Below are 22,485 nucleotides of genomic sequence, written 5' to 3'. Positions count from 1 at the left end.
CCGCGTCGATCAGGTGAAGACGATCGTGTGGTTGCCGTGCCGGATGACACGGTCTTCGGCGTGCCACTGCACCGCGCGGGAGAGCACCGCGCGCTCGACGTACGCGCCGCGGGCCTGGAGGTCGCCCGCGGTCATGGCGTGGGTGACGCGGGCGACGTCCTGCTCGATGATGGGTCCCTCGTCGAGGTCCTCGGTGACGTAGTGGCTGGTCGCGCCGATGAGCTTGACACCCCGCTCCTTCGCCTTGCGGTACGGCGCCGCGCCGATGAAGGCGGGCAGGAACGAGTGGTGGATGTTGATCACCGGCACCCCCACGTCTTCCAGGAACGAGTCGGAGAGGATCTGCATGTAGCGGGCCAGCACCACGAAGTCGACGTTGCCCTTCAGCAGTTCGACGATCTTCGCCTCGGCGGCGGACTTGTCGGGCCCCTGCGAGGGCACGTGGAAGAACGGGATGCCGAAGCTGCGGACGTCTTCGGCGGTGTTCGTGTGGTTCGAGATCACCATCGGAATGGTGACGGGCAGCTCGCCGCGGCGGTGCCGCCACAGCAGCTCGAGCAGGCAGTGGTCGCTCGTCGAGACCAGGATCGCCATCCGCTTCGGGATGGACTGGTCGGTGATCCACCACTCCAGGCCGAGCCGGGTGAGCGTCTCGTCGAGATCGGCCTCGATCGCGGGCAGCGCCGCCTGCAGGTCGGGCCGGTGGAACACCACGCGCTGGAAGAACTCGCCCCCCTCGGGGTTGTCGGAGTACTGGTCCAGCGTCACGATGTTTCCCTGGTTACGGGCCACCAGCGCCGTCACGGCCGCGACGATGCCCGAGCGGTCGGGCCCGTGCACGATCAGACAGGCATGATCGCGCCGCACGTCGAGGTGGGTCGTCATCGACGCGCCCCCGAGGACTGCGCCGCGACGAACTCCCGCGCCCAGTTGCTCGTCGCGGCAAGGCCCCCGAACGTGTAGAAGTGCAGCTTCACGTCGCCCGAGGTCGGGTCGTCGGCCAGCAGCGTGGCAAGGTCCGACACGAAGCGGTCGGGTCCGGCCGTGCCCATGAGGTTCGTGAGCGAGAAGCCGTACTTCTTCACGATCATGGCGTTCGCGCCGATCCCGAAGCGGCGGGCGAAGCCCAGCAGCCGCTTGATGCCGGCGGGACCGGGCGTGCCGATGCGGATCTGCGCGTCGATCCCGCGGGCGCGCACCGCGTCGATCCACGTCATGACGGGATCGGTGTCGAACGCGAACTGCGTGAGGATCACCGCATCCAGTCCCTGCTGCGCGAGCGCGAGCGCCTTCTCGTCGAGGTGATTCCACAGCACGTCGTCGGAGATGTCGGGGTGGCCCTCGGGGTAGCCGGCGATCGAGACCTCGCGCACGCCGAACTTCTGCAGCACGCCCGAGCGGATCACGGTGAGCGAGTCTGGGTAAGGCCCTTCGGGCTCGGCGGGGTCGCCGCCCACCGCGAACACGTGCTCGGTGGCGCCGACCTCCGCGAGGCGGCCGAGGAACTCCTCGAGCTCGGCCTGCGACCGCAGCCGGCGGGCCGAGAGGTGGGGGACGGGGACGAAGCCCATCTCCTTGACGGCCTTCGCGGCGGCGACGCGCATCTCGAGGTCTTCGTTGCCGAGGAACGTCACGTTGATCTTCGTCCCCTGCGGGATCATCTCGCGGGCCTCTTCGAGCCCGGCGATGTCCTTGCCGGTCATCTCGAGCGAGAAGCCCTCGACGAGGGCTGCGGCCTTCGGCGAGACGGGAGTCTGGTGTGCCACTGATCGAGGTCCTTTCCTCGGCGCGGGCGCCTTCGCACCGCGGGGAGTGATGTCAGATTACCTATGGACATAGGTAATGGCAATAGGCACGCAGCGCGTGCGGAACCATCCTCGAATCAAGCGCGCCGCGATCCGCACCGGATTTCCGTTGAGCGGATGCTGCACCCCCGAGCCTCAGCATCCGTCCTGCTCTGCTTCCACAGGTCAACCGCGCTTCCACAGGCCGTGTGGCGCGAAAAGCTCCTGTGGAAGCCCGGTTGACCTGTGTGCACTGCGTCGCGCACGGTGCAAGAGGCAGAGGGGTAGACCCGGCCGCCGATGCGGCTGGATCCACCTCTGACGGTGACCGGACTGCTCAGGTGACGCGGTAGGCGACGTAGCGCACGCGGTTCGCCTCGCGGATGTACGACGCCAGGTACACCGCACGCTCGAATTCGGGGTGCGCGGCGCATTCGAGCGTGAGCGCCGCCCGGAAGTAGTAGTCCGCCGGGTCGACGTCGTCGCCGCGGAGCAGCGCCTCGAGCACGGCGGGGTCGCCGCTGCGCACCCCCTGGGCGCGGATGTAGAGGAGCGAGCCGTCGTCGCCGCGCGCGCTGTAGCGCCCGTCGATCTCGATCGACCCGTCGGCGCGCACCGTCTGCCAGTCGGCGCCGCTCGACAGGATCGCGCCGGTGAAGGCGCCGGTGATCGTGCCACCGATCACCGGGATGACGCGGCGGTGGCCGGCCCGGGTCATGCCGTGGTCCTCGAGCGGTCCGAGGTCGGCCACGACCTCGAACGCGCGCTCGAAGGACGGTACCGGCGGTTCGTGCGTCATCGGCTCTCTCCATAGCGCGCGCGGAGGTCGGCCTTGCGGACCTTGCCGGATGCCGTGCGGGGCAGGTCCTCGACGACCACGACGTTCTTGGGCAGCTTGTAGCGGGCGAGCAGGCCGTCGAGGTGCGCGCGGACGATCTCCGTGTCGACCTCGGCGCCCTCGCGGAGCGTGACCACCGCCCACGGCACCTCGCCCCAGCGCTCGTCCGGCACGCCGACGACGGCGACGCCCGAGATCCCCTCGATGTCGGCGATGAGGTTCTCGACCTCGGCGGGGTAGATGTTCTCGCCGCCCGAGATGATCATGTCCTTCAGCCGGTCGGAGATGTAGAGGTAGCCCTCGGCGTCGAGGTAGCCGAGGTCGCCCGAGCGGAACCACCCGTCGGGCGTGAACGCGGCCGCGGTGGCCTCGGGCAGCCCGTGGTAGCCCAGGAACACGTTGGGTCCCGCGACCTCGATCTCACCCACGGTGCCGCGCGGCACCACGTCGCCGTGCTCGTCGGTGATGCGCACGTCGGTGAAGAAGTGCGGCAGGCCCACGCTGCCCTGCTTCTCGCGGGTCATCGCGGGGGAGAGGGACGTCGCCCCGGGGGAGGTCTCGGTCATGCCGTAGCCCTGCGAGAACGACAGCCCGCGGTCCTCGTAGGCGTTGAGGATGCGCGTGGGCACGGCCGATCCGCCGCAGGTGAGCTTGCGCAGGGTCGAGAGGTCGGTGGACGTCCACGCCGGGTGGTCGGCCATCAGCTGGTAGGTCGTGGGCACGCCGCTGAGCATCGTGATCCCGCACTGCTGGATGAGCGCCAGCGCACGGCCAGGCTCGAAGCCCTTCTCGAGCACGAGTGTCGCGCCCTTCAGAATCACCGGCAGTGCGCCCATGCCGAGCGAGGCGACGTGGAAGAGCGGCGAGATCATGAGCGACACGTCGGCCTGGACGACGTCGTAGTCCACGATGCAGTTGAGCGCTACCCACGTCAGGTTGCCGTGGGTGAGGACCGCGCCCTTCGGCTTGCCGGTCGTGCCGGACGTGTACACGATCGCGGCCGGGTCGTCGAGGTCGACGTCGGCGACGATGTGCCCGCCGGGTGCCTCGGCGGCGAGCACCGCGAGACCGGGGTGCTCGGGAAGGCCGTCACCGGTGACGATGACGTGCGCGATCCGGCCCGCTTCGACACCGGGCATCGCCCGCTCGAGGAACTCCGGGTCGAGCACGACGGCCCGCGCCCCGGCGTCGACGAGCAGGTGCTGCACCTCGGGCGCGGCGAGACGGGTGTTGACCGGGACGAACACGGCACCGAGCTGCGCGGCGCCGAACATGACCTCGAGGAACTGCGGGCTGTTCTCGCCGATGTACGCCACGGCGTCACCCCGACGGATGCCGCGGTGCCAGAGCACGGCGGCGGCGCGGTCGGCGGCGTCGGCCAGCTCACGGTAGGTGAGCTCGTGGTCGCCGAAGACGACGGCGGTCTTGTCTGGGTCCTTCAGGCGCCGTTTGGCGAGCCAGAACCCGATGCCCTTGTGCATCGTTGCGGTGTCCTCTCCTTCGAGGCGTTTCGTCGCGGTCGCTGCGATCCCTCGCGGGGCGACCCGGTATGTCAGGCGTAGAAGCGGTACAGGCCGCGGGCGACGACGGCGGGCTTGCCGCCGCCTTCGATCTCGATGGTCTGGTCGACGGCGAACTGGTAGCCGCCGGGCACCTCGGTGACCTCGGCGATCACCGCGCCGCCCCGGACGCGCGCGCCCACCTTGACGGGCGAGACGAACCGCACCTTGTCGAGACCGTAGTTGACGCGGGTGCTCACCCCGGTCACGTCGAACAGCTCGGACCAGAACTTCACGGTGAGCGACAGCGACAGGAAGCCGTGCGCGATGGCGCCGCCGAACGGGCCCTCGGCCGCGCGCTCGGCGTCGACGTGGATCCACTGGTGGTCGTCGGTGGCGTCGGCGAAGAGGTTCACACGCTCCTGAGTGACCTCGAGCCACTCGGTCCAGCCGAGGTCGGTGCCGGCGAGGCCTGCGACGTCGGCGTAGTCGACGGTGGTGGTCATGGGTTCTCCTTCGATGGGTCGGACGGTTCAGGCGAAGGCCGAAGCGCCTGTGAGGGCGCGGCCGACGATGAGGGCGTTGATCTCGTGCGTGCCCTCGTACGAATAGACGGCTTCGGCGTCGGCGAAGAAACGGGCGACGTCGTGCTCGAGCAGGATGCCGTTGCCGCCGAGCACCTCTCGCCCGAGGGCGACGGTCTCGCGCGCGAGGCGGGCGGTCTGCAGCTTGGCGAGTGCGGAGTTCTCGTCGGCGTACTCGCCCGCATCCTGCCGGGTCGACAGCTGGGTGACCAGCGCCAGCGAGGCCACGGTGTTGCCGAGCATGCGGGCGAGCTTCTCCTGCACGAGCTGGAACCCGCCGATGGGCCGCTCGAACTGGTGGCGCTCGCGCACGTAGCGCACGGTGGCATCGAGTGCGCCGGCCTGGAGCCCGGCGGCGATCCACGCCACGTCCGAGCGCAGCGCGCGGAGGATGCGGGCGACGTCGCGCCAGCCGTTCACGTTGTGCAGACGCTCCGCCTCGGTCACGCGCACGTCGTCGAGCGTGATCACCGCGTTCTGCATGGGGCGCAGCGCGACCTTGCCGCCGATCGCCTCGAGCCGCACGCCCGTCGCGTCGGTCGGCACGAGGAAGGCCTTGACGGCGTGGTCGTAGACGTCGCGGGCGAACACGACGAGCACATCGGATGCCGCGGCCCCGCCGATCCACTTCTTGCGGCCGTCGATCACCCACGCGTCGCCCTCGCGGCGCGCGGTGGTGGCGAGCCCGCCGGCGATGTCGGAGCCGTGCTCCGGCTCGGTCAGCGCGAAGACGCCCTTGAGTTCGAAGCTCCGCACCCGCGGATCGAGCTCCTCCGCCTGCGCGGCCGATCCGCCCAGCGCGATCGCGGTGCGGAAGAGCCCGGACTGCGCGTTGAACAGCGTCGCCACCGATACGTCGGTGCGTGCCAGCACGTAGTTGCGGAAACCCGAGTACAGAGACGACGCCGCCTCCGCAGCATCCACCCCCGCCGGCTGCATGAGGTCGAGCGGGATGAGGGCTTCGAGCACCTCGGGCGGCATGGTCGCCGTCTCCCACGCCTCGGCGAGGAGAGGACGGATGCTGCGCTCCAGCGCATGCTGCAGACGCCCGAGCGCCGCCCGCGCAGCGGGGCTGAGGTGCGCGGCCGCGATCGCGTACGGGTCGAACCCGAACGTCGCATCCGCCTCGAGGGTGGGCATGTCAGCCGCCGAGTCCGAGGAGCCGCACGGCGTTGTTCTTGAGGATGCCGGGCATGACCTCGGGCTTGAAGGAGCCGGCGGTCTCGGCATCCCTCATCCAGCGCTCGGGCGTGAGCAGCGGGAAGTCCGAGCCGAACAGCACGCGCTTCTTGAGGTACGAGTTCGCGGCGCGCACGAGGGACTCGGGGAAGTACTTCGGGCTCCAGCCCGACAGGTCGATCCACGTGTTGTGCTTGTGGGTCGCCACCGAGAGGGCTTCGTCCTGCCAGGGCACCGACGGGTGGGCCATGATGATCTGCAGCTCGGGGAAGCGGGCGGCGACCGGGTCGAGCAGCATGGGGTTCGACAGGCCCAGCAGCAGGCCGCGCCCGCCTGGCAGGCCCGCGCCGATGCCGGTCTGACCGGTGTGGAAGAGCGCCACGACGCCCGCGTCCTGCAGCGTCTCGTACAGCGGGGAGTACGCCGGGTCGGACGGGTCGAAGCCTTGCACGGTGGGGTGGAACTTGAAGCCGCGCACGCCGTGGTCGTCGATGAGACGGCGGGCGTCCGAGGTCGCGGTCGGCTTGAGCGGATCGACCGAGCCGAAGGGGATGAGCACGTCGTTGTTGCGCGCCGCGCCCTCGGCGATGTCGGCGCTCGAGATCGCCGAGTGTCCGAAGTTCGTCTCGGCGTCGACGGTGAACACGACGGCCGCCATCTTCCGCTCCCGGTAGTACGCGGCCACGCCGTCGAGGTCGGGGTTCGGCCCGTCGGTGCTGAAGTAGGTCGCCGCGGCGTCGCGGAGGTCGTCGGGCAGCGACGAGTGCCCGTGGTGATCGACTTCGATGTGCACGTGCACGTCGATCGCGGTGATCGCGTCGAGGTCGATCGCGGGTTCGTAGCGGGTCATGGCGGTCTTCCGTTCGTTGAGCGAGCGAAGCGAGTCGAAACGCGTCAGCGCGTCACGAGCGCTGCAGCTCCTCGGGGAGCGGCGGGAACTTCTCGCCCACCGACTGGAGCGGGCCCGCCGCGTCGGTGAAGCCGGTGGCGAGGTCGTCGTACGACCAGCCGCCCTCGCTGTAGGCGGTGGCGACGGCCTCGGGGTGCGACCACAGCTGCAGTCGGTCGCCGCCGATGCCGATGGCCTGACCGGTGACGGCGGCCGCAGCATCCGATGCCAGATACGCGATGAGTCCCGCGACGTCGTCCGATGTGCCGAACCCGAGGTTGTGGCGGAAGAACGCGGGCATCGGCTCGCCCGCGGCGTCGGCCTCGACGGCCGCGGCGAAGTACGGCACGGTCGCCGTCATCGCGGTCGCGGCGACGGGGATGACCGCGTTCGCGGTGATGCCGGCGCGCTTGAGCTCGAGCGCCCAGGTGCGCACCATGCCGACGATGCCGGCCTTGGCGGCGGCGTAGTTGGTCTGGCCGAAGTTGCCGCGCTGGCCGGTCGGCGAGCCGATGCAGATGATGCGGCCGGCGACCTCGTTCTCGCGCATCCATGTCGCGGCCTCGCGCACACAGGTGAAGGTGCCGCGCAGGTGCACGTTGATGACGGTGTCGAAGTCGTCGTCGCTCATCTTCCACAGCACGGTGTCGCGCAGCACGCCGGCGTTGGTGACGAGGATGTCGAGGCGCCCGAACTCGTCGACGGCCGTCTGGACGAGCTGCTTCGCGGTCGCTGTGGGGCCGACCGGGGCGACGACGGCCACCGCTCGCCCGCCTTCCGCGGTGATGGTGGCGACGGCCTCGGCCGCGGTGGCCTCATCCACGTCGTTGATCACGACGGCGGCGCCCTGCCGGGCGAGCTCCTGGGCGTAGGCGAGGCCGAGGCCGCGGCCCGAGCCGGTGACGATGGCGACCTTGCCGTCGAGCGGTGCGTGCGAAGACATGCGTGAACTCCTTCGTGTCGGATCCATTGAAGTGCCAACTGTTGAGAAAGTCAATCATTCCGTTCGTCCATGAATTGCATTAGCATCGTGGGCATGCCCAAGACCGCTGACACCGTCACCCCCGAGGGTCTGCGGGCGTCGGCGCTGACCGACGACGTGAGCTTCCTGCTCGCGCGCGCGAACGCCATCGCGCTCGCCGCGGGCAACGCCGCCCTCGCCGAGCACGGGCTGAAGGCGCGCTCGTACTCCGTGCTGGTGCTGACGTCGGGCGAGGCCCGGCCGTCGCAGCGTGAGCTGGCCGAGTTCCTCCGGCTCGACCCGAGCCAGGTCGTGAGCCTCGTCGACGAGCTGCAGTCGCGCGGCCTGGTCGAACGCAAGCCCGATCCCGCGGACCGGCGCGCCAACGTCGTCGTCGCGACGGATGCCGGCCGCGCACTCGTCGGCCAGGCGCGGGAGTCGGCCCGGGCGGCCGAAGAGCGCGTGCACGCCGACCTGTCGGAGACCGAGCGCGCGACGCTCGCCACGTTGCTGCGGACGCTCGCCTTCCCCGGAGAGTGAGCCCGGGCCGCAGCATCCGTTCCGCTACCGGCGGTCGAGCACGAACCGGTCGCGCCCGGCGAACACGCCCACGACGGTCAGAGCCACGAGCACGGCGAGCACCAGCGCGAGCGACGCAATCCAGCCGCCGGTGAGGCTGTGCAGGGCGCCGAAGGCGATCGGGCCGAGCGCCGCGATGACATAGCCGACCGACTGCGACATTCCCGACAGCGCCGCCGAGGTGTCGTGGTCGCGGGCGCGCTGGGCCATCAGGGTGAGCGACATCGCGAGCGTCGCGCCGCCCGTCAGCCCGATGAGCGAACCCCACGCCAGCACGGCGTCCGGCGCGATCATGAGGCCGGCGACGCCGACGATCGCGAGCGACGGGATGAGCGCGGGCGCCCAGCGTTCGAGACCGCCGCGCAGCGCGAGCGGCAGCAGCAGGCAGCCGGCGAGCGAGAACAGCTGGTAGACCATGACGTCGACGCCGGCGACGACCTCGGAGCGTCCGATCGACATCGACAGCGGCGCGAGCCAGGTCACGAACATGTAGAACATGGATGCCTGCAGCCCCATGTACGCGGCGACGAGCCAGGCGATCGGGTCGCGCCAGATGCCGGTGCGCCCACGCGGTGCCGAGGCGCGATCGTGGGCGCGTCCGGCCCCGCGGTGCGCCCACCACCACGCGGCGATCGCGAACGGCAGGAGCGCGGCGCCCGTGACGAGAAGCGCGAAGCGCCAGCCTGCGGGATCGCCGCCGAGCTCGATGTGCGAGATCGGCACGACCACGCCCGACGAGACCGCGCCGAGGCCCGCGAGCAGCGCGGTGTAGGCCGCGGTGACGGCGGGGACGTGGCCCGAGAACTCGCGCTTGACCACGGCAGGCATGAGCACGTTGATGATCGCGATCCCGATGCCGATGATCGCGGTGCCGATCCACAGGCTCACCACCGGACCCGGGATCGACCGCACGAGGGTGCCGACGAGCAGCACCAGCAGCGACCACAGCAGCACGCGCGGCTGCCCGAACCGGCGGCTCAGGTCGTGTGCGAGCGGCGAGAACAGCGCCCACGCGATGAGCGGCACCGCGGCGAGCAGGCCCAGCGCCGAGACCGACATGCCGGTGTCGGCGCCGATCTGGTCGAGGAGCGGCCCGAGCCCCGTGATCGCCGGCCGCATGTTCATCGCGACGAGGCACACCGCCGCGAGGAGCATCGCCACCGAGGCCGTGCGGGACGGCTCGGTTCGCGTGGTCCGCGACGATGAGGCCATAGGCACCGGACTATAGCCGAGGCCGGGGACGCAGCATCCGCTCATTCCCGTTCAGCGGCAATGCCGGCTCCCGCACTGGCCTCGCGCCGAGGGGCACCGCGTCAGGCGAGCCCCTCGAGCGGCCAGCCGGTGTACGCCTCGGCGAGGAAGCGGCGGCCGGCCTCGGACTCCACGACCGACTGCAGCTCGCCGAGCTGGCGCATCCGGTCGAAGTCCGAGGCATCCGGTGCCACGTGCAGCATGCTCGTCATCCACCACGAGAAGTGCTGCGCCTTCCAGATGCGGTGCAGCGCCTTCTCGGGGAAGGCCCCGATGAGCCGGTCGTCGTTGTCGAGGAGGAGTGCGCGCAGCGCCCGCTCGAGCACGAGCACGTCCGCGACGGCGAGGTTCATGCCCTTCGCGCCGGTCGGCGGCACGGTGTGCGCGGCGTCGCCGATGAGCGCGACGCGGCCGTGCAGCAGCTCGTGGGCGACGAAGCTGCGGAACCGCAGCACGTCGCGCTGGAAGATCCTGCCCTCCTTGAGGGTCGTGCCGGGCACGCGCTTCTGCAGTTCCTCCCACAGCTGCTCCTCGCTGAGGGCGTTCGGGTCGGCGTTCGGGTCGCACTGGAAGTACATGCGCTGCACCGTGGCGCTGCGCTGGCTGATGAGCGCGAAGCCGTCGGGCGAGTTGCTGTAGATGAGCTCGTCGGCGCTCGGCGGCGCCTCGCACAGGATGCCGAACCACGCGAACGGGTACTCGCGGAAGTACCCGCCGGTGGACGATCCCGTGACCGCTTCGCGCGCGACGCTGCGCGACCCGTCGGCGCCGACGACGAACTCGGCCTCGATCTCGAGGGGCGCGCCGTCGGCGTCGGTCGCGATGACGCGGGGGCGATCGGATGCCGCGTCCTCGACGCGCACGGCGGTCACGCCGAAGCGGAGATCCTGACCCTTGTCGAGGCGCACCGCGATGAGATCCTTGAGCGCCTCGTGCTGCGGGTACAGCCACACGCCCCGGCCGACGAGGTCGGCGAAGTCGATGCGGTGGCCGTGGCCGGCGAAGCGGAGTTCGATGCCGTCGTGGCGGTTGCCGACCGTGCGCACACGGCTCGACGCACCCGACGAGTCGAGGATCTCGACCGTGCCCTGCTCGAGGATGCCGGCGCGGATCGTCGTCTCGATCTCCTCGCGCGAGCGCTGGTCGATGACGACCGACTCGATGCCGGCGATCCCGAGCAGGTGCGACAGCAGGAGCCCGGCCGGGCCGGCGCCGATGATGGCGACGCGGGTGCGGATCGTGGACATGGACGTCTCCTTCGACGTTCGGGAACGGGTGCCTGCGCCCAGTGTGACGCGGGCGGTTCGATGTGCGGTGGGATTCCCGTTGAACGGGAAGCGTGGCGCCATCCTCAATTGAGGATCTCAGCCGCAATGAGGAGGGGCGAGCCGGTTTCGCTCCTCATCTCGGCCCTGAACCTCAGATGAGGATCGCGGAGGCGCCGGAGGAGTCAGCGGCGGTCGGCGCGCAGCGCCGACTCGATGCCGGCGGCGGCGTCGCGGAGCGCCTGGATCGCGGCCGCCGGGTCGGTCTCGCGCGGCAGCACGACCGAGAGCGCGGCGACGACCGCGCCTGCGTCACGGATCGGCACGGCCACGCCCGTCGACACGGCCTCGATGGATCCGGGCGCCACCACGACCCCGGCGCGTCGGACCTCGGCGATGAGGCGGCGGAGGCGCGCAGCATCCGTCACCGTCTCCGGAGCCAGGGCGCGCAGCGGGCCGGCGAGCACTCGCTCCCGGAGGGCGGACGGGGCATGCGCGAGCAGCACGAGCCCCGACGAGGAGGCGTGCAGCGGCAGGCGTCCGGCGATGCGCGTGATGTTGGCGCCGGCATCGGGGTGGGAGAGGCGCTCGAGGAAGAGGGCCTCGTCCTGCTCGAGCACCGCGAGCTGGGTGTGCTCGCGGATGCGGGTCTGCACCTGCTCCATGTGGGGGAGCGCTGCCTGCCGCAATCGCAGTGCCGTCGAGCCGCGGAGCGCGAGCTCCCACAGGCGCATGCCGAGGTGCACGCGGCGGTCCTCGTCGCGTTCGAGGAGGCCCGCGTCGACGAGCTCGTCGACGATCCGATGCGCGGTCGACGACGGCAGCCCCGCGCGGCGGCCGATCTCGGCGGCCGACTGCATCGAGCGCTCGGCGGTGAACGTCTCGAGCACCCGCACGATGCGGTCGGTCATCGAGTCGCCGGAGGGCGAGTTGGCCATGCGCCCACTGTGACACAGCACGGGGCGGGTAACGTCGCTCGGGGAGGATCCATGACGGTGGGCGAAGGCGTGCTCGAGCGCACGCTGCGAGTGCTCGGCTGCTTCACTGACGACGAGCCCGCGGTCACCGCGACGACGCTCGCCGCGCGCACCGGACTCGCGTCGTCGACGCTGCACCGCCTGCTCGCGACGCTTGTGGCCGAGGGCCTCCTCACGCGAGGACCTGGCCACACCTACGCGATCGGCCCGCGACTGTGGGAGCTCGGCGAGCTCTCGCCGCTGTCGCTGCGGCTGCGCGAGACGGCGCTGCCGCACATGGTGCGGCTGTACGAGGCGACCGGCGAGAACGTCCACCTCGCGGTGCTCGACGGTGCGACCCCCGCCACGACGACCGCCCTCTACGTCGGCCGCCTCACCGGACGCCAGTCGATCGCCACGCTGAGCCGCATGGGCGGGCGCGGGCCGCTGCACACGACGGGCGTCGGCAAGGCGCTGCTCGCGACGCGCGACGAGGGCTGGCTGCGCGCGTACTTCGCGGCCCCGCTCGAGCGCGAGACGGTCAACTCGATCACGACCGAGCAGGAGCTCCGCACCGACATCGCCCGCACGCGGGCGCTCGGCTATGCGACGACCCGCGAGGAGATGACCCTCGGCAACGTCTCGGTCGCCGCCGCGCTGCCGCGGGTCGAGGGCCTGCCGCCCATCGCGCTCGGCCTCGTCGTGCACCTCGCGCGCGCCGACGAGCGGCGCCTCGGGCCTCTCGTGGTGCAGGCCGCGAAGGACCTGCACCTCGACCTCCGTTCCCACTGAGTGGGAATCCACGGCGCCGAGCCTGCCGGGGAGTGCGAACCTGGGACGACCCGAGTCGTCGAAGGAGACCTCATGACACAGGCCCAGCCCGATACCCAGGGCGAGGAGGCGTTCTCGTCGTCGGTGGTGCTCGAGCAGACGGCGGCGGCCCCCGAGTCGCTGCTGGCCTCGCCCGACCAGCTCACCCAGCGCGAGATCACGCAGGAGATCGTCGACTACCACGCCGCCGCCGCGCGGCGTGAGGCGGCGGGGGAGCGGCTCAACATGAGCCTGCACGACTTCCCGCCGTACCGGTCGAGCCTGCTGCGCCACCCCACCAAGAACCCGAAGCTCGTCGACCCCGAGACGATCGAGCTGTGGTCGCCCGCGTTCGGGCAGCGCGATGTCGCCGCCATCGAGTCCGACCTGACGCTGCAGCACATCGGCGAGCCCCAGGGTGAGCGCATGACCGTCGAGGGCCGCGTGCTCGACTCGTGGGGGCGTCCGGTCCCCAACCAGCTCGTCGAGATCTGGCAGGCGAACGCGGCGGGCCGCTACATCCACCAGCGGGATCAGCATCCCGCCCCGCTCGACCCGAACTTCACCGGCGCCGGACGCATCGTCACCGACGACGAGGGGTACTACAAGTTCACGACGATCAAGCCGGGCGCGTACCCGTGGAAGAACCACGTCAACGCCTGGCGCCCCGCCCACATCCACTTCTCGATCTTCGGCTCGGGCTTCACGCAGCGCCTCGTGACGCAGATGTACTTCCCCGGCGACCCGCTGTTCCCGCTCGACCCGATCTACAACACCATCTGGCGCCAGAAGGACCGCGACCGCCTCATCGGCCGGTACGACCACGACCTGTCGGTGCCCGAGTTCTCGATGGGCTACCGCTTCGACATCGTCGTCGACGGCCCCGACGCGACCTGGTTCGAGCCCGAAGAAGGAGAGCACTGATGGCCCGCACCGCGCGCGATCTCGGCCCGAAGACCCACGAGGCCACCGGCGGCCAGACTGTCGGCCCGTTCTTCGCCTTCGGCCTGGACTACGACAAGAAGCACCAGGTGGTGTTCCCGCACAGCCCGGGCTCGGTCGTGCTCGGCGGCACCGTGTTCGACGGTGCCGGCAACCCGATCCCCGACGCGGTCATCGAGATCTGGAGCGCCGACGAGCACGGCCGCATCCCGCGGGCCCACGGCGCCTTCCGTCGCGACGACCACTCGTTCACGGGGTTCGGCCGCGCCGCCACGACCGACGTCGGACGCTACGAGTTCTGGACCCGCAACCCCGGTCCGATCGACGGCGGCGCGCCGTTCTACTCGGTCATCGTGTTCGCGCGCGGCCTTCCCGACAAGCTCGTGACGCGCATCTACCTGCCCGAGCACGAGGAGCTCCTCGCGGCCGACGCGCTGCTGTCCTCGCTCGACGCCGACGAGCGCGCTACGCTCATCGCGACGCGCCTGCCGGACGGCAACCTGCACCACGACATCCACCTGCAGGGCGAGAAGGAGACCGTGTTCCTTGCCTTCTGACCGTGACCGGCCCGCACTCGATGGGGGTCTGCTCTCGCCCGTGACCGTCGGTCACGACGAGACGGTGACGGATGCTGCGTACCTCGACGCACTCGTGACGGCTGAGGTCGCGCTCGCACGGGCGTACCGCGAGATCGACCTCGCGCCCGATGAGGCGATCGACGAGATCGAGACCGAGTTCGGCTGGCAGGGCGCGCTGCGCGGATGCCGCGACCACGGCGTGGACGGCATCGCGCTGGCCGCTGCGGCCGTCGCGGGCGGCAACCCCGTGATCCCCCTCGTCGGGCGGCTCAAGGAACGGGTCGGGGCCGACGCGCGGGTCTGGGTGCACCGCGGCGCGACCAGCCAGGACATCGTCGACACCGCCGCGATGGTGGTCGCTCGTGCGGCGACGAGCCGCGTCGTCGCGGCGCTCGTGCACACCGAGGTATCGCTGCGCTCGCTCGCCCGTTCGCGGCGGGACGAGGTCGCCGCAGCACGCACGCTGACCCAGCACGCCGTGCCCACGACGGTGGGCCTGCGCGCCGCGGCGTGGCTCCGCGCCGTCGAGCGCGCCAAGGAGCGCGTCGAGGACGTGCAGCACCGGCTGCCGGCCCAGCTCGGGGGCGCCGCGGGAACCCTCGCGTCGTTCGCCGAGATCGCGGGGGCCGAGGGCGCGGCCGCGCTGCCCGCCGCCTTCGCGCACGAACTCGGACTCGCCGCCCCCGACGCTCCGTGGCACACCAACCGCTGGCCGATCACCGAACTCGGCGACGCCCTGGTGCAGGCGATCGACGCCGTCGGCAAGATCGCCACCGACGTCGCGACCCTCAGCCGCACCGAGATCGGCGAGCTCGCCGAGGGTGCGGGTGGCGGATCGTCGGCGATGCCGCAGAAGCGCAACCCCGCAGCATCCGTCCTCATCCGCTCGGCCGCGCTGCGCGCACCCCAGCTCGGTGCGACGCTGCATCTCGCGTCGGCCCTCGCCGCCGACGAACGCCCCGACGGCGCGTGGCACGCGGAGTGGCCGACGCTCCGGGAGCTGCTGCGCCTCGCACTCGGTGCGACCGCCCACGCGGCCTCACTCGTCGCAGGGCTCCACGTCGACACCGACGCCGTCGAGCGCAACCTCGCCGCCACGGGCGGGCTCATCGTCTCGGAGCGCCTCTCGATCGTGCTCGGGCCGGTGCTGGGTGCGGCTCGCGTGGCGGAACTCGTGACCGCGGCCGCCGGGGGCGGAGACCTCGCCGGTCTCCTCGCGGCGTCGCCCGAGGTCGCCGCCCTCGCCGCAGAGCGCGGCGCGACCCCCGAGGCGTTCGTCGCCGATCTGCTCGACCCCGCCCGCTACACCGGACTCGCCGGCCGCCTCGTCGACGAGGCCGCCGCCCCCACCGCAGAGGAGGAGGACGCGTGACCGTCCCCGCCATCTCCCTCACCGACCCCGTCGGCCCCGCTGCCGCACCGCTGCTTCTGCTCGGGCCGTCGCTCGGCACGTCGACGCTGCTGTGGGACCGCGTGGTTCCGGCGCTCGCCGAGCACGACCGCGTCGCCCTGTGGGACCTGCCCGGCCACGGCGCCGCGCCCGCGTCGGCCGACGCGTTCACGATCGCCGAGCTCGCCGACGCGGTGGCGGCCGCGGTCGAGGGACCGTTCCTCTACGCCGGGGTCTCGCTCGGCGGCGCGGTCGGACTCGAGCTGCTGCTGCGGCACGGCGACCGCATCGACGCCGCGGCGATCCTGTGCTCGGGCGCGAAGATCGGCACGCCGGAGGGCTGGCGCGAGCGTGCGGCCCAGGTGCGCGCGCAGAGCACGTCGAGCCTCATCATCGGCTCCGCGCAGCGCTGGTTCGCGCCGGGCTCGATCGAGCGCGACCCCGACCTCACCGGGCGGCTCCTCCACGTGCTGCAGAACACCGACGACGAGAGCTACGCCCGCTGCTGCGACGCGCTCGCCGTCTTCGACGTGCGCGATCGGCTGGGCGAGATCGCCACGCCGATGCTCGCGGTGTGGGGCGATCACGACGCGGTCACCCCCGAGGCATCCGCTCGCGAGATCGCCGCGGGTGTGCAGCACGGCGAGGCGATCGGGATCCCGGATGCCTCGCACCTGGCGCCCGCCGACTCCCCGGCGGCGACCGCCGCGGTGCTGCTCGACTTCTTCGACACGGTCGCCGCGGAGCGTGCCGCGTGAGCCGGTCCGACGGTGAGGGCCTGACCGACGAGGAGCGCTACGACCAGGGCATGATCGTGCGTCGCGAGGTGCTCTCGGATGCCCACGTCGATCGCGCGATCGACGGCACGACCGACCTGACCGCCGACTTCCAGGACTTCATCACCCGCGTCGCGTGGGGCGACATCTGGTCGCGTCCGGGGCTCGACCGCCGGTCGCGGTCGGTCGCCGTGCTCACCGCGCTCATCGCGCTCGGCCACCACGAGGAGCTCGCGATGCACCTGCGCGCGGCCCTGCGCAACGGGCTCACCGTCGACGAGATCAAGGAAGTGATCCTGCAGGCCGGCTTGTACTGCGGGGTTCCTGCCGCGAACACGGCGTTCCGCATCGCGAAGGACGTCTTCGCCGAGGCCGAGTAACCGGGGCTCTCCTCCTCCGAAATCTCCTGATCTGGCGAAGACAGGACGTTCCGCCGCAGATCGTCCTGCCTCCGCCAGATCTCCTGATCCCGCAAACGGTGAGGGAGACGGATGCTGCGACCCGGGCCGATCGCGGCGTCGTGCGCTCGCGGCGGGGGGTTTCGGCGACCCCGTTTGCTGGCGTACACTGGATCGCAGAGCGTACATGTGTTCGCAGCGCGAACAAGCAAGGAGGCGGCTCGTGATCGACAAGACCGTGGGCTCCGTCGAGGAGGCCGTGGCCGGCATCCCTGACGGAGCGACCATCATGATCGGCGGCTTCGGGCGTGCCGGGCAGCCCGTCGAGCTCATCGACGCGCTCATCGCGCAAGGTGCGTCGGGCCTCACGATCATCAACAACAACGCGGGCAACGGCGACGTGGGACTCGCGGCGCTGCTCGCGAAGAAGCGGGTGCGCAAGATCCTCTGCTCGTTCCCGCGTCAGCACGACTCGTGGGTGTTCGACGGGCTGTACCGCGCCGGCGAGATCGAGCTGGAGCTCGTGCCGCAGGGCAACCTCGCCGAGCGCATCCGCGCGGCGGGGGCGGGCATCGGGGCGTTCTTCTCGCCGACCGGCGTGGGCACCCAGCTCGCCGAAGGCAAGGAGATCCGCGAGATCGACGGCCGCTCCTACGCGCTCGAGTACCCGATCAAGGCGGACTACGCCCTGGTGAGCGCGTACCGCGCCGACCGGTGGGGCAACCTCGTCTACCGCGAGACCGCGCGCAACTTCGGGCCCATCATGGCCTCTGCCGCGACCACGACGATCGTGCAGGTCGACGAGCTCGTCCCGCTCGGTTCGCTCGACCCCGAGACCGTGGTGACTCCCGGCATCTTCGTCGACCGCGTGGTCGCGGTGGGCGAGCGCGCGTGGCTCGACGAGGGCGCGTTCGTCGGCGGAGTGGACATCGAAGGGCGCCCGCTCGCCGGCGCCGCAGCATCCGGAAGCGAGGTCGACCAGTGACCGAGACCGCAACGAAGGCGACGCGCATCACCCGCGAGCAGCTCGCGGCGCGCATCGCGCAGGACATCCCCGAGGGGTCGTACGTCAACCTCGGCATCGGCGCGCCGACGCTCGTCGCCGACTACCTGCCGGACGACCAGGAGATCATCCTCCACACCGAGAACGGCATGCTCGGCATGGGGCCGTCGCCCGCCGCCGGAGAGATCGACCCCGACCTCATCAACGCGGGCAAGCAGCCCGTCACCGCCCTCGCGGGAGCGGCGTACTTCCACCACGCCGACTCGTTCGGGATGATGCGCGGCGGCCATCTCGACGTGTGCGTGCTCGGCGCGTTCCAGGTGTCGCAGGGCGGCGACCTGGCGAACTGGTCCACCGGGGCGCCGGGCGCGATCCCGGCGGTCGGCGGCGCGATGGATCTCGCCATCGGCGCGAAGAACGTCTACGTCATGACCGACCTCCTCACCAAGACCGGCGAGTCGAAGCTCGTGGAGGCCTGCACCTACCCGCTCACCGGCGTCGGCTGCGTCACGCGGGTCTACACCGACCACGCCGTGTTCGACGTCACGCCTGACGGCTTCGCGGTGCGCGAAGCCTTCGGCGACAACACCGTCGAGCTCCTCGCTGAGCTCACGGGCCTGGAATTGACGGATGCCTCGACCCGCAGCATCCGGGAAGGTGAATGACATGACGACCTACGTGTACGACGCCGTCCGCACCCCGTTCGGTCGCGCCGGCGGCGCCCTCTCGGGCGTGCGTCCCGACGACCTGGCCGCCGTGGTCATGAAGGCGATCGTCGAGCGCACGGGCCTCGACCCCGCGCGCATCGACGACGTGATCTTCGGCGACGCGAACCAGGCCGGGGAAGACAACCGCAACGTCGCGCGCATGGGCGCGCTGCTCGCCGGCTTCCCGACGTCGGTGACCGGGGTGACGGTGAACCGGCTGTGCGCCTCGTCGGTCGAGGCGGTCATCCAGGGGTCGCGGGCGATCGACGCGGGCGACGCCGACATCGTGCTCGCCGGTGGCGTCGAGTCGATGAGCCGTGCCCCGTACGTCGTCGAGAAGTCGCCGCGGCCGTGGCCGAGCGTCGGCAACCAGACGCTGTGGAACACGTCGATCGGGTGGCGCATGACCAACCCGAGGCTGCCGAAGCACTGGACGATCTCGAACGGCGAGTCCGCCGAGAAGATCGCCCGCGAGCAGGGCATCTCTCGCGAGGCGCAGGACGAGTTCGCGGAGCGCTCGCACCGCCTCGCCGCGCAGGCGTGGGCGGACGGGATCTACGACGGCGAGATCGTGCAGGTTCCCGGCGCCGAGCTCGCCCGGGACGAAGGAATCCGCGACGACACGTCGGTGGAGAAGCTCGCGGGGCTCAAGGCGCTGTTCGCCCCGGACGGCGAGGGCAGCGTCACGGCCGGCAACTCGTCGCCCATCAACGACGGCGCCTCCGCGGTGCTGCTGGGCCGCGAAGGGGCGCTGCCGAGCGAGCCCCTCGCCCGCATCACGGCGCGTGCGGCGCATGGCGTCGACCCCGACGTCTTCCCGCTGGCCCCGATCGAGGCGGCGAACAAGGCGCTCGCCCGCGCCGGCCGCACGTGGGCCGATGTCGACCTCGTCGAGCTGAACGAGGCCTTCGCGTCGCAGTCGCTCGCCGACATCAGGGGGTGGGCGGGCCTGGACCCGGAGCGGGTGAACATCCACGGCGGCGCGCTCGCGATCGGGCACCCGCTCGGCGCCTCGGGAGGCCGCATCATCGGCCACGCCGCGCACGAGCTCGCCCGCCGCGGCGGCGGTGTCGCGGTCGCCGCGATCTGCATCGGCGTCGGGCAGGGCCTCGCCGTCGTGCTCGAACGCTGAAGCGGAGCTCCCCGTGGCACGACAGCTGCAGATTCCGGCAGCTGCTGCGCACGCCGGCCGATGGGCGGCGGCGAGGCGGATAGGGTGAGCCGATGACCGACGCCGCGGCCCGCACGAGCGACACTGTTCAGTCCCTGGCGCGCGGGCTCGCCGTGATCCGGGCGTTCGACGCGGAGCACCCCGAGCTGACGCTCAGCGAAGTGGCGCGCCGTGCGGAGATCACGCGCGCGGCAGCGGGCCGGTTCCTGCGCACCCTCGAGGAGCTGGGCTACGTGCGCGGCTCGGCCGGGTCAGGTGTCGGCCGCACGTTCGCACTCACCCCGCGCGTGCTCGAGCTGGGCTTCAGCTACCTCTCCGCCCTGTCGATCCCCGAGATCGTGCAGCCCCACCTCGAGCGGCTCTCGCGCGAGGTCGACGAGAGCGTCTCGGCGGCCGTGCTCGACGGCGGCGACATCGTCTACATCGCGCGCGTTCCGACCCGGCGCATCATGAGCGTGCGCATCACGATCGGCACCCGCTTCCCCGCCTTCGCGACGTCGATGGGGCGCGTGCTGCTGGCGGGCCTGCCGGATGCCGCGCGCGACGAGCTGCTCGCAGCATCCGTCCTCCCGTCCCTCACCGAGCGCACCGTGACCGACGCCGGAGAGCTGCGCGCAGAGCTCGACCGCGTGCGCGAACAGGGATGGTCCCTCGTCGACGGCGAGCTCGAGCCGGGCCTGCGCTCTGTCGCCGTGCCGCTGCACGACCGCCGCGGTGACGTGGTGGCCGCGGTCAACGTCTCGACCAGCGCCACGCGCGACAGTGTCGAGCACGTCCGCGAGCACCACCTGCCGCTGCTGCGGGAGACGGCCGCGGCAATCGACGCCGAGCTTCGCCTGATCTGACCCCTGGAATCGCGAAAGGGTAGATTTCCGCACGGCCGCGCGGTGCGGAAATCCACCCTTTCGCGATTCTTGACCGGGGCTGTGGGCGGGCGTCAGAAGACGATCGTGTGGTTGCCGTGGCGGATGACGCGGTCCTCGGCGTGCCACAGCACGGCGCGGGAGAGCACCTGACGCTCGACGTCGGCGCCGCGGCGCGCGAGCTCGGCCGCCGAGTCGGCGTGGGTGACGCGCACGGTGTCCTGCTCGATGATCGGACCCTCGTCGAGGTCGTCGGTGACGTAGTGCGAAGTGGCGCCGATGAGCTTGACGCCGCGTTCCTTGGCCTTCTTGTACGGCTCGGCGCCGATGAAGGCGGGCAGGAACGAGTGGTGGATGTTGATCACCGGCACCCCGAGCTCCGTGAGGAAGTCGCCCGACAGGATCTGCATGTAGCGGGCGAGCACCACGAAGTCCACGTTCCCGCGCAGCAGCTCGAGGATCTTCGCTTCGGACGCGGACTTGTCGGGGCCGGCGACGCCTGGCACGTGGAAGAACGGCACGCCGAACGAGCGGACGTCCTCGGCCGACGCCGTGTGGTTCGAGATCACCATCGGCACGGTCACCGGCAGGTCGCCGCGGCGGTGCCGCCACAGCAGGTCGAGCAGGCAGTGGTCCTGCTTCGACGCCAGGATCGCCATGCGCTTCGGCACGGACTGGTCGGTCAGCGACCACTCCAGGTCGAAGCCGGCGAGCGTCCGGGCGATCTCATCCTCGATGTGCGGGCGGTCCGCGGCGAAGCTCGGCCGGTGGAACACCACCCGCTGGAAGTACGCGCCGCCCTCGGGGTTGTCGGAGTACTGGTCGAACGCGACGATGTTGCCACCGATGCGCGTGATCATCGCCGAGACGGCCGCAACGATTCCCGGCTTGTCGCTGCCGTGGACGATGAGGCAGGCGTGGTCGGGATTCAGGTGCGGGGAGGCGGCCATTGTTCGATTCTGCCCTGTGCGAAGGAACCCCGCTTCTTGAGGTCGGCCTGCGCGACATGCACGGGACACACGGATGCTGCGGCCCGTACTCTGACGGCATGAGCACCGGTTCCGGGGCCGCGGCCCGCGACGACCGCATCACGCTGCGGTTCATGGCGGTCCCCGCCGACACCGCCGCGGGCGGACGATCGGTCGCCGCAGGCAGCGTCATGGAGTGGATCGACAAGGCCGGCTACGCCTGCGCGGTCGGTTGGGCGGGTGCCTACTGCGTCACCGCGTACGTCGGGAACGTCCGCCATCGCCGGCCCATCGCGCCCGGGAGCCTCATCGAGGTGCGGGCCCGCATCGTCTACACCGGCCGCACGAGCATGCACGTGGTCGTCACCGTGTCGTCGACCGAGGTCAGCGAGCGCCTGTACACGCCGGCGACGACGTGCATCCTCGTCTTCGTCGCGAAGGGTGCCGATGGGCGGCCCACCGAGGTGCCGGCGTGGACCCCGGTCACTCGCTCCGACCACAAGCTCGCCGAGGGCGCGCTGGAGCGCATCGAATCGCGCGCCGAGATCAAGCGCCTCATGCTCGAGGAGGACTACACGGATGCCTCGACCGCCCCGCGCACGACGCTGACGTTCCTCGCGCCGCCCGGCGTAGTGAACTTCGGCGGCAAGGCGCATGGCGGCACGGTGATGCGCTGGATCGACGAGGCCGGCTACGCGGTCGCGGCGGCGTGGGCGAAGGACGGCGAGGATGCGAGTGCGGCGATCGGCGTCTACTCGGGCGGCATCCACTTCCTCGCGCCGGTCGTGATCGGGCATCTCGTCGACGTCGACGCGCGCATCGTCTTCACGAGCCGGCACAGCATGCACGTCAGCACGCGGGTGTGGACCGCCGACCCGCGCACGCCGCACGAGCGCACGCTGACCACGCAGTGCCTCAGCGTGTTCGTCGTCCCCGGCGCCGACGGCGTCGCGCAGCCGGTCCCGCAGTGGACCCCCGAGCTCGCGGAGGACGAGCGCCTGCAGGAGCACGTGCGCGAGATCATGGCGCTGCGCGAGGAGATCGTGCCGATCGCGGCCTCCCTCACGCTCGAGCCGTAACCGGGCGCCGGCCGG

General features: G+C 71.3%; 24 protein-coding genes. 12 read left to right on the top strand and 12 right to left on the bottom strand.

The features are described from left to right. Positions 1-9: 9 nt before the first annotated feature. From purU (ACVN90_RS19365) to ACVN90_RS19330, 8 genes are all read right to left on the bottom strand, one after another. Positions 10-885, bottom strand: coding sequence for a formyltetrahydrofolate deformylase (gene purU, locus ACVN90_RS19365; protein ID WP_475099831.1), 876 nt, complete (start codon positions 883-885; stop codon positions 10-12). Continuing rightward, positions 882-1,703 (bottom strand): methylenetetrahydrofolate reductase, encoded by an 822-nt coding sequence (locus tag ACVN90_RS19360; RefSeq protein WP_475102156.1) that lies wholly within the window; start codon positions 1,701-1,703, stop codon positions 882-884. Before ACVN90_RS19360 ends, purU (ACVN90_RS19365) begins: the two co-directional genes overlap by 4 nt. 418 nt (positions 1,704-2,121) lie before the next feature. Then, positions 2,122-2,583 (bottom strand): DUF3237 family protein, encoded by a 462-nt coding sequence (locus tag ACVN90_RS19355; RefSeq protein WP_475099830.1) that lies wholly within the window; start codon positions 2,581-2,583, stop codon positions 2,122-2,124. Further along, positions 2,580-4,103 (bottom strand): acyl-CoA synthetase, encoded by a 1,524-nt coding sequence (locus ACVN90_RS19350; RefSeq protein WP_475099829.1) that lies wholly within the window; start codon positions 4,101-4,103, stop codon positions 2,580-2,582. The genes ACVN90_RS19355 and ACVN90_RS19350 overlap by 4 nt, the downstream gene beginning before the upstream one ends. 71 nt (positions 4,104-4,174) lie before the next feature. Then, on the bottom strand, positions 4,175-4,627 hold the full coding sequence (locus tag ACVN90_RS19345) for a MaoC family dehydratase (protein ID WP_475099828.1): 453 nt from the start codon (positions 4,625-4,627) through the stop codon (positions 4,175-4,177). 27 nt (positions 4,628-4,654) lie between these two features. Then, positions 4,655-5,845, bottom strand: a complete 1,191-nt coding sequence (locus ACVN90_RS19340) for an acyl-CoA dehydrogenase family protein (RefSeq protein WP_475099827.1) — start codon at positions 5,843-5,845, stop codon at positions 4,655-4,657. 1 nt (position 5,846) lies between these two features. Further along, positions 5,847-6,734, bottom strand: coding sequence for an amidohydrolase family protein (locus ACVN90_RS19335; RefSeq protein WP_475099826.1), 888 nt, complete (start codon positions 6,732-6,734; stop codon positions 5,847-5,849). 52 nt (positions 6,735-6,786) lie between these two features. Continuing rightward, positions 6,787-7,716, bottom strand: coding sequence for an SDR family NAD(P)-dependent oxidoreductase (locus ACVN90_RS19330; RefSeq protein ID WP_475099825.1), 930 nt, complete (start codon positions 7,714-7,716; stop codon positions 6,787-6,789). Positions 7,717-7,809: 93 nt separating this feature from the next. On the opposite strand from ACVN90_RS19330, the gene ACVN90_RS19325 reads away from it, so the two are divergent. Next, positions 7,810-8,274: a MarR family winged helix-turn-helix transcriptional regulator gene (locus tag ACVN90_RS19325; RefSeq protein ID WP_475099824.1), complete on the top strand. Its 465-nt coding sequence runs from the start codon at positions 7,810-7,812 to the stop codon at positions 8,272-8,274. A 24-nt stretch (positions 8,275-8,298) separates the two neighbouring features. Here the strand turns inward: ACVN90_RS19325 and ACVN90_RS19320 are convergent, their stop codons facing one another. The 3 genes from ACVN90_RS19320 to ACVN90_RS19310 form a co-directional block, all read right to left on the bottom strand. Next, entirely contained in the window at positions 8,299-9,525 is a 1,227-nt protein-coding gene (locus ACVN90_RS19320) for an MFS transporter (protein ID WP_475099823.1), read from the bottom strand. A gap of 101 nt (positions 9,526-9,626) precedes the next feature. Continuing rightward, positions 9,627-10,811: a 4-hydroxybenzoate 3-monooxygenase gene (locus ACVN90_RS19315; protein ID WP_475099822.1), complete on the bottom strand. Its 1,185-nt coding sequence runs from the start codon at positions 10,809-10,811 to the stop codon at positions 9,627-9,629. Positions 10,812-11,014: 203 nt separating this feature from the next. Beyond that, positions 11,015-11,767, bottom strand: coding sequence for an IclR family transcriptional regulator (locus tag ACVN90_RS19310; protein WP_475099821.1), 753 nt, complete (start codon positions 11,765-11,767; stop codon positions 11,015-11,017). 51 nt (positions 11,768-11,818) lie between these two features. Between ACVN90_RS19310 and ACVN90_RS19305 the strand changes: the two genes are divergently transcribed. The 10 genes from ACVN90_RS19305 to ACVN90_RS19260 all read left to right on the top strand — a co-directional run bounded on the left by ACVN90_RS19305 (position 11,819) and on the right by ACVN90_RS19260 (position 20,405). Continuing rightward, positions 11,819-12,577 (top strand): IclR family transcriptional regulator, encoded by a 759-nt coding sequence (locus ACVN90_RS19305; protein ID WP_475099820.1) that lies wholly within the window; start codon positions 11,819-11,821, stop codon positions 12,575-12,577. A 72-nt stretch (positions 12,578-12,649) separates the two neighbouring features. Next, positions 12,650-13,519: a protocatechuate 3,4-dioxygenase subunit beta gene (gene pcaH, locus ACVN90_RS19300; protein WP_475099819.1), complete on the top strand. Its 870-nt coding sequence runs from the start codon at positions 12,650-12,652 to the stop codon at positions 13,517-13,519. After that, positions 13,519-14,094 carry a protocatechuate 3,4-dioxygenase subunit alpha gene (pcaG, locus tag ACVN90_RS19295; protein ID WP_475099818.1) on the top strand — a complete coding sequence of 192 codons (576 nt, stop codon included), beginning with the start codon at positions 13,519-13,521 and terminating at the stop codon, positions 14,092-14,094. Before pcaH ends, pcaG begins: the two co-directional genes overlap by 1 nt. Continuing rightward, positions 14,084-15,487 carry a lyase family protein gene (locus tag ACVN90_RS19290; RefSeq protein WP_475099817.1) on the top strand — a complete coding sequence of 468 codons (1,404 nt, stop codon included), beginning with the start codon at positions 14,084-14,086 and terminating at the stop codon, positions 15,485-15,487. Before pcaG ends, ACVN90_RS19290 begins: the two co-directional genes overlap by 11 nt. Beyond that, the gene (locus tag ACVN90_RS19285) at positions 15,484-16,263 is read left to right on the top strand and encodes an alpha/beta fold hydrolase (protein ID WP_475099816.1); all 780 of its coding nucleotides are present in this window, start codon (positions 15,484-15,486) and stop codon (positions 16,261-16,263) included. Before ACVN90_RS19290 ends, ACVN90_RS19285 begins: the two co-directional genes overlap by 4 nt. Then, positions 16,260-16,661: a 4-carboxymuconolactone decarboxylase gene (gene pcaC / locus ACVN90_RS19280; protein WP_475099815.1), complete on the top strand. Its 402-nt coding sequence runs from the start codon at positions 16,260-16,262 to the stop codon at positions 16,659-16,661. The genes ACVN90_RS19285 and pcaC overlap by 4 nt, the downstream gene beginning before the upstream one ends. 241 nt (positions 16,662-16,902) lie before the next feature. After that, complete coding sequence (locus ACVN90_RS19275) at positions 16,903-17,664, top strand: 3-oxoacid CoA-transferase subunit A (protein ID WP_475099814.1); 762 nt, start codon at positions 16,903-16,905, stop codon at positions 17,662-17,664. Continuing rightward, positions 17,661-18,347: a 3-oxoacid CoA-transferase subunit B gene (locus tag ACVN90_RS19270; protein ID WP_475099813.1), complete on the top strand. Its 687-nt coding sequence runs from the start codon at positions 17,661-17,663 to the stop codon at positions 18,345-18,347. Before ACVN90_RS19275 ends, ACVN90_RS19270 begins: the two co-directional genes overlap by 4 nt. 1 nt (position 18,348) lies before the next feature. Next, the gene (locus ACVN90_RS19265; RefSeq protein WP_475099812.1) at positions 18,349-19,521 is read left to right on the top strand and encodes a thiolase family protein; all 1,173 of its coding nucleotides are present in this window, start codon (positions 18,349-18,351) and stop codon (positions 19,519-19,521) included. A 92-nt stretch (positions 19,522-19,613) separates the two neighbouring features. Next, on the top strand, positions 19,614-20,405 hold the full coding sequence (locus ACVN90_RS19260; RefSeq protein WP_475099811.1) for an IclR family transcriptional regulator domain-containing protein: 792 nt from the start codon (positions 19,614-19,616) through the stop codon (positions 20,403-20,405). Between the two features lie 92 nt (positions 20,406-20,497). Here ACVN90_RS19260 and purU (ACVN90_RS19255) read toward each other — a convergent pair whose 3' ends face one another. Beyond that, on the bottom strand, positions 20,498-21,373 hold the full coding sequence (purU, locus tag ACVN90_RS19255) for a formyltetrahydrofolate deformylase (protein ID WP_475099810.1): 876 nt from the start codon (positions 21,371-21,373) through the stop codon (positions 20,498-20,500). Between the two features lie 98 nt (positions 21,374-21,471). On the opposite strand from purU (ACVN90_RS19255), the gene ACVN90_RS19250 reads away from it, so the two are divergent. Next, on the top strand, positions 21,472-22,470 hold the full coding sequence (locus tag ACVN90_RS19250) for an acyl-CoA thioesterase (RefSeq protein ID WP_475099809.1): 999 nt from the start codon (positions 21,472-21,474) through the stop codon (positions 22,468-22,470). The last annotated feature ends 15 nt before the right edge of the window (positions 22,471-22,485 follow it).

This window comes from Microbacterium sp. F01 (assembly GCF_056156365.1).
This window is presented reverse-complemented; position numbering and strand designations above follow the sequence as displayed.

What these genes read in the sequence shown, in the direction of transcription:
- pcaG (WP_475099818.1), top strand. Translation starts at nt 13,519, where the DNA reads ATGGCCCGCACCGCGCGCGATCTCGGCCCGAAGACCCACGAGGCCACC.
- ACVN90_RS19305 (WP_475099820.1), top strand. Translation starts at nt 11,819, where the DNA reads ATGACGGTGGGCGAAGGCGTGCTCGAGCGCACGCTGCGAGTGCTCGGC.
- ACVN90_RS19265 (WP_475099812.1), top strand. Translation starts at nt 18,349, where the DNA reads ATGACGACCTACGTGTACGACGCCGTCCGCACCCCGTTCGGTCGCGCC.
- ACVN90_RS19260 (WP_475099811.1), top strand. Translation starts at nt 19,614, where the DNA reads ATGACCGACGCCGCGGCCCGCACGAGCGACACTGTTCAGTCCCTGGCG.
- pcaH (WP_475099819.1), top strand. Translation starts at nt 12,650, where the DNA reads ATGACACAGGCCCAGCCCGATACCCAGGGCGAGGAGGCGTTCTCGTCG.
- ACVN90_RS19335 (WP_475099826.1), bottom strand. Translation starts at nt 6,734, where the DNA reads ATGACCCGCTACGAACCCGCGATCGACCTCGACGCGATCACCGCGATC.
- purU (WP_475099831.1), bottom strand. Translation starts at nt 885, where the DNA reads ATGACGACCCACCTCGACGTGCGGCGCGATCATGCCTGTCTGATCGTG.
- ACVN90_RS19355 (WP_475099830.1), bottom strand. Translation starts at nt 2,583, where the DNA reads ATGACGCACGAACCGCCGGTACCGTCCTTCGAGCGCGCGTTCGAGGTC.
- ACVN90_RS19360 (WP_475102156.1), bottom strand. Translation starts at nt 1,703, where the DNA reads ATGACCGGCAAGGACATCGCCGGGCTCGAAGAGGCCCGCGAGATGATC.
- purU (WP_475099810.1), bottom strand. Translation starts at nt 21,373, where the DNA reads ATGGCCGCCTCCCCGCACCTGAATCCCGACCACGCCTGCCTCATCGTC.
- ACVN90_RS19350 (WP_475099829.1), bottom strand. Translation starts at nt 4,103, where the DNA reads ATGCACAAGGGCATCGGGTTCTGGCTCGCCAAACGGCGCCTGAAGGAC.
- ACVN90_RS19325 (WP_475099824.1), top strand. Translation starts at nt 7,810, where the DNA reads ATGCCCAAGACCGCTGACACCGTCACCCCCGAGGGTCTGCGGGCGTCG.
- ACVN90_RS19320 (WP_475099823.1), bottom strand. Translation starts at nt 9,525, where the DNA reads ATGGCCTCATCGTCGCGGACCACGCGAACCGAGCCGTCCCGCACGGCC.
- ACVN90_RS19250 (WP_475099809.1), top strand. Translation starts at nt 21,472, where the DNA reads ATGAGCACCGGTTCCGGGGCCGCGGCCCGCGACGACCGCATCACGCTG.
- ACVN90_RS19330 (WP_475099825.1), bottom strand. Translation starts at nt 7,716, where the DNA reads ATGTCTTCGCACGCACCGCTCGACGGCAAGGTCGCCATCGTCACCGGC.
- ACVN90_RS19310 (WP_475099821.1), bottom strand. Translation starts at nt 11,767, where the DNA reads ATGGCCAACTCGCCCTCCGGCGACTCGATGACCGACCGCATCGTGCGG.
- ACVN90_RS19315 (WP_475099822.1), bottom strand. Translation starts at nt 10,811, where the DNA reads ATGTCCACGATCCGCACCCGCGTCGCCATCATCGGCGCCGGCCCGGCC.
- ACVN90_RS19340 (WP_475099827.1), bottom strand. Translation starts at nt 5,845, where the DNA reads ATGCCCACCCTCGAGGCGGATGCGACGTTCGGGTTCGACCCGTACGCG.
- ACVN90_RS19345 (WP_475099828.1), bottom strand. Translation starts at nt 4,627, where the DNA reads ATGACCACCACCGTCGACTACGCCGACGTCGCAGGCCTCGCCGGCACC.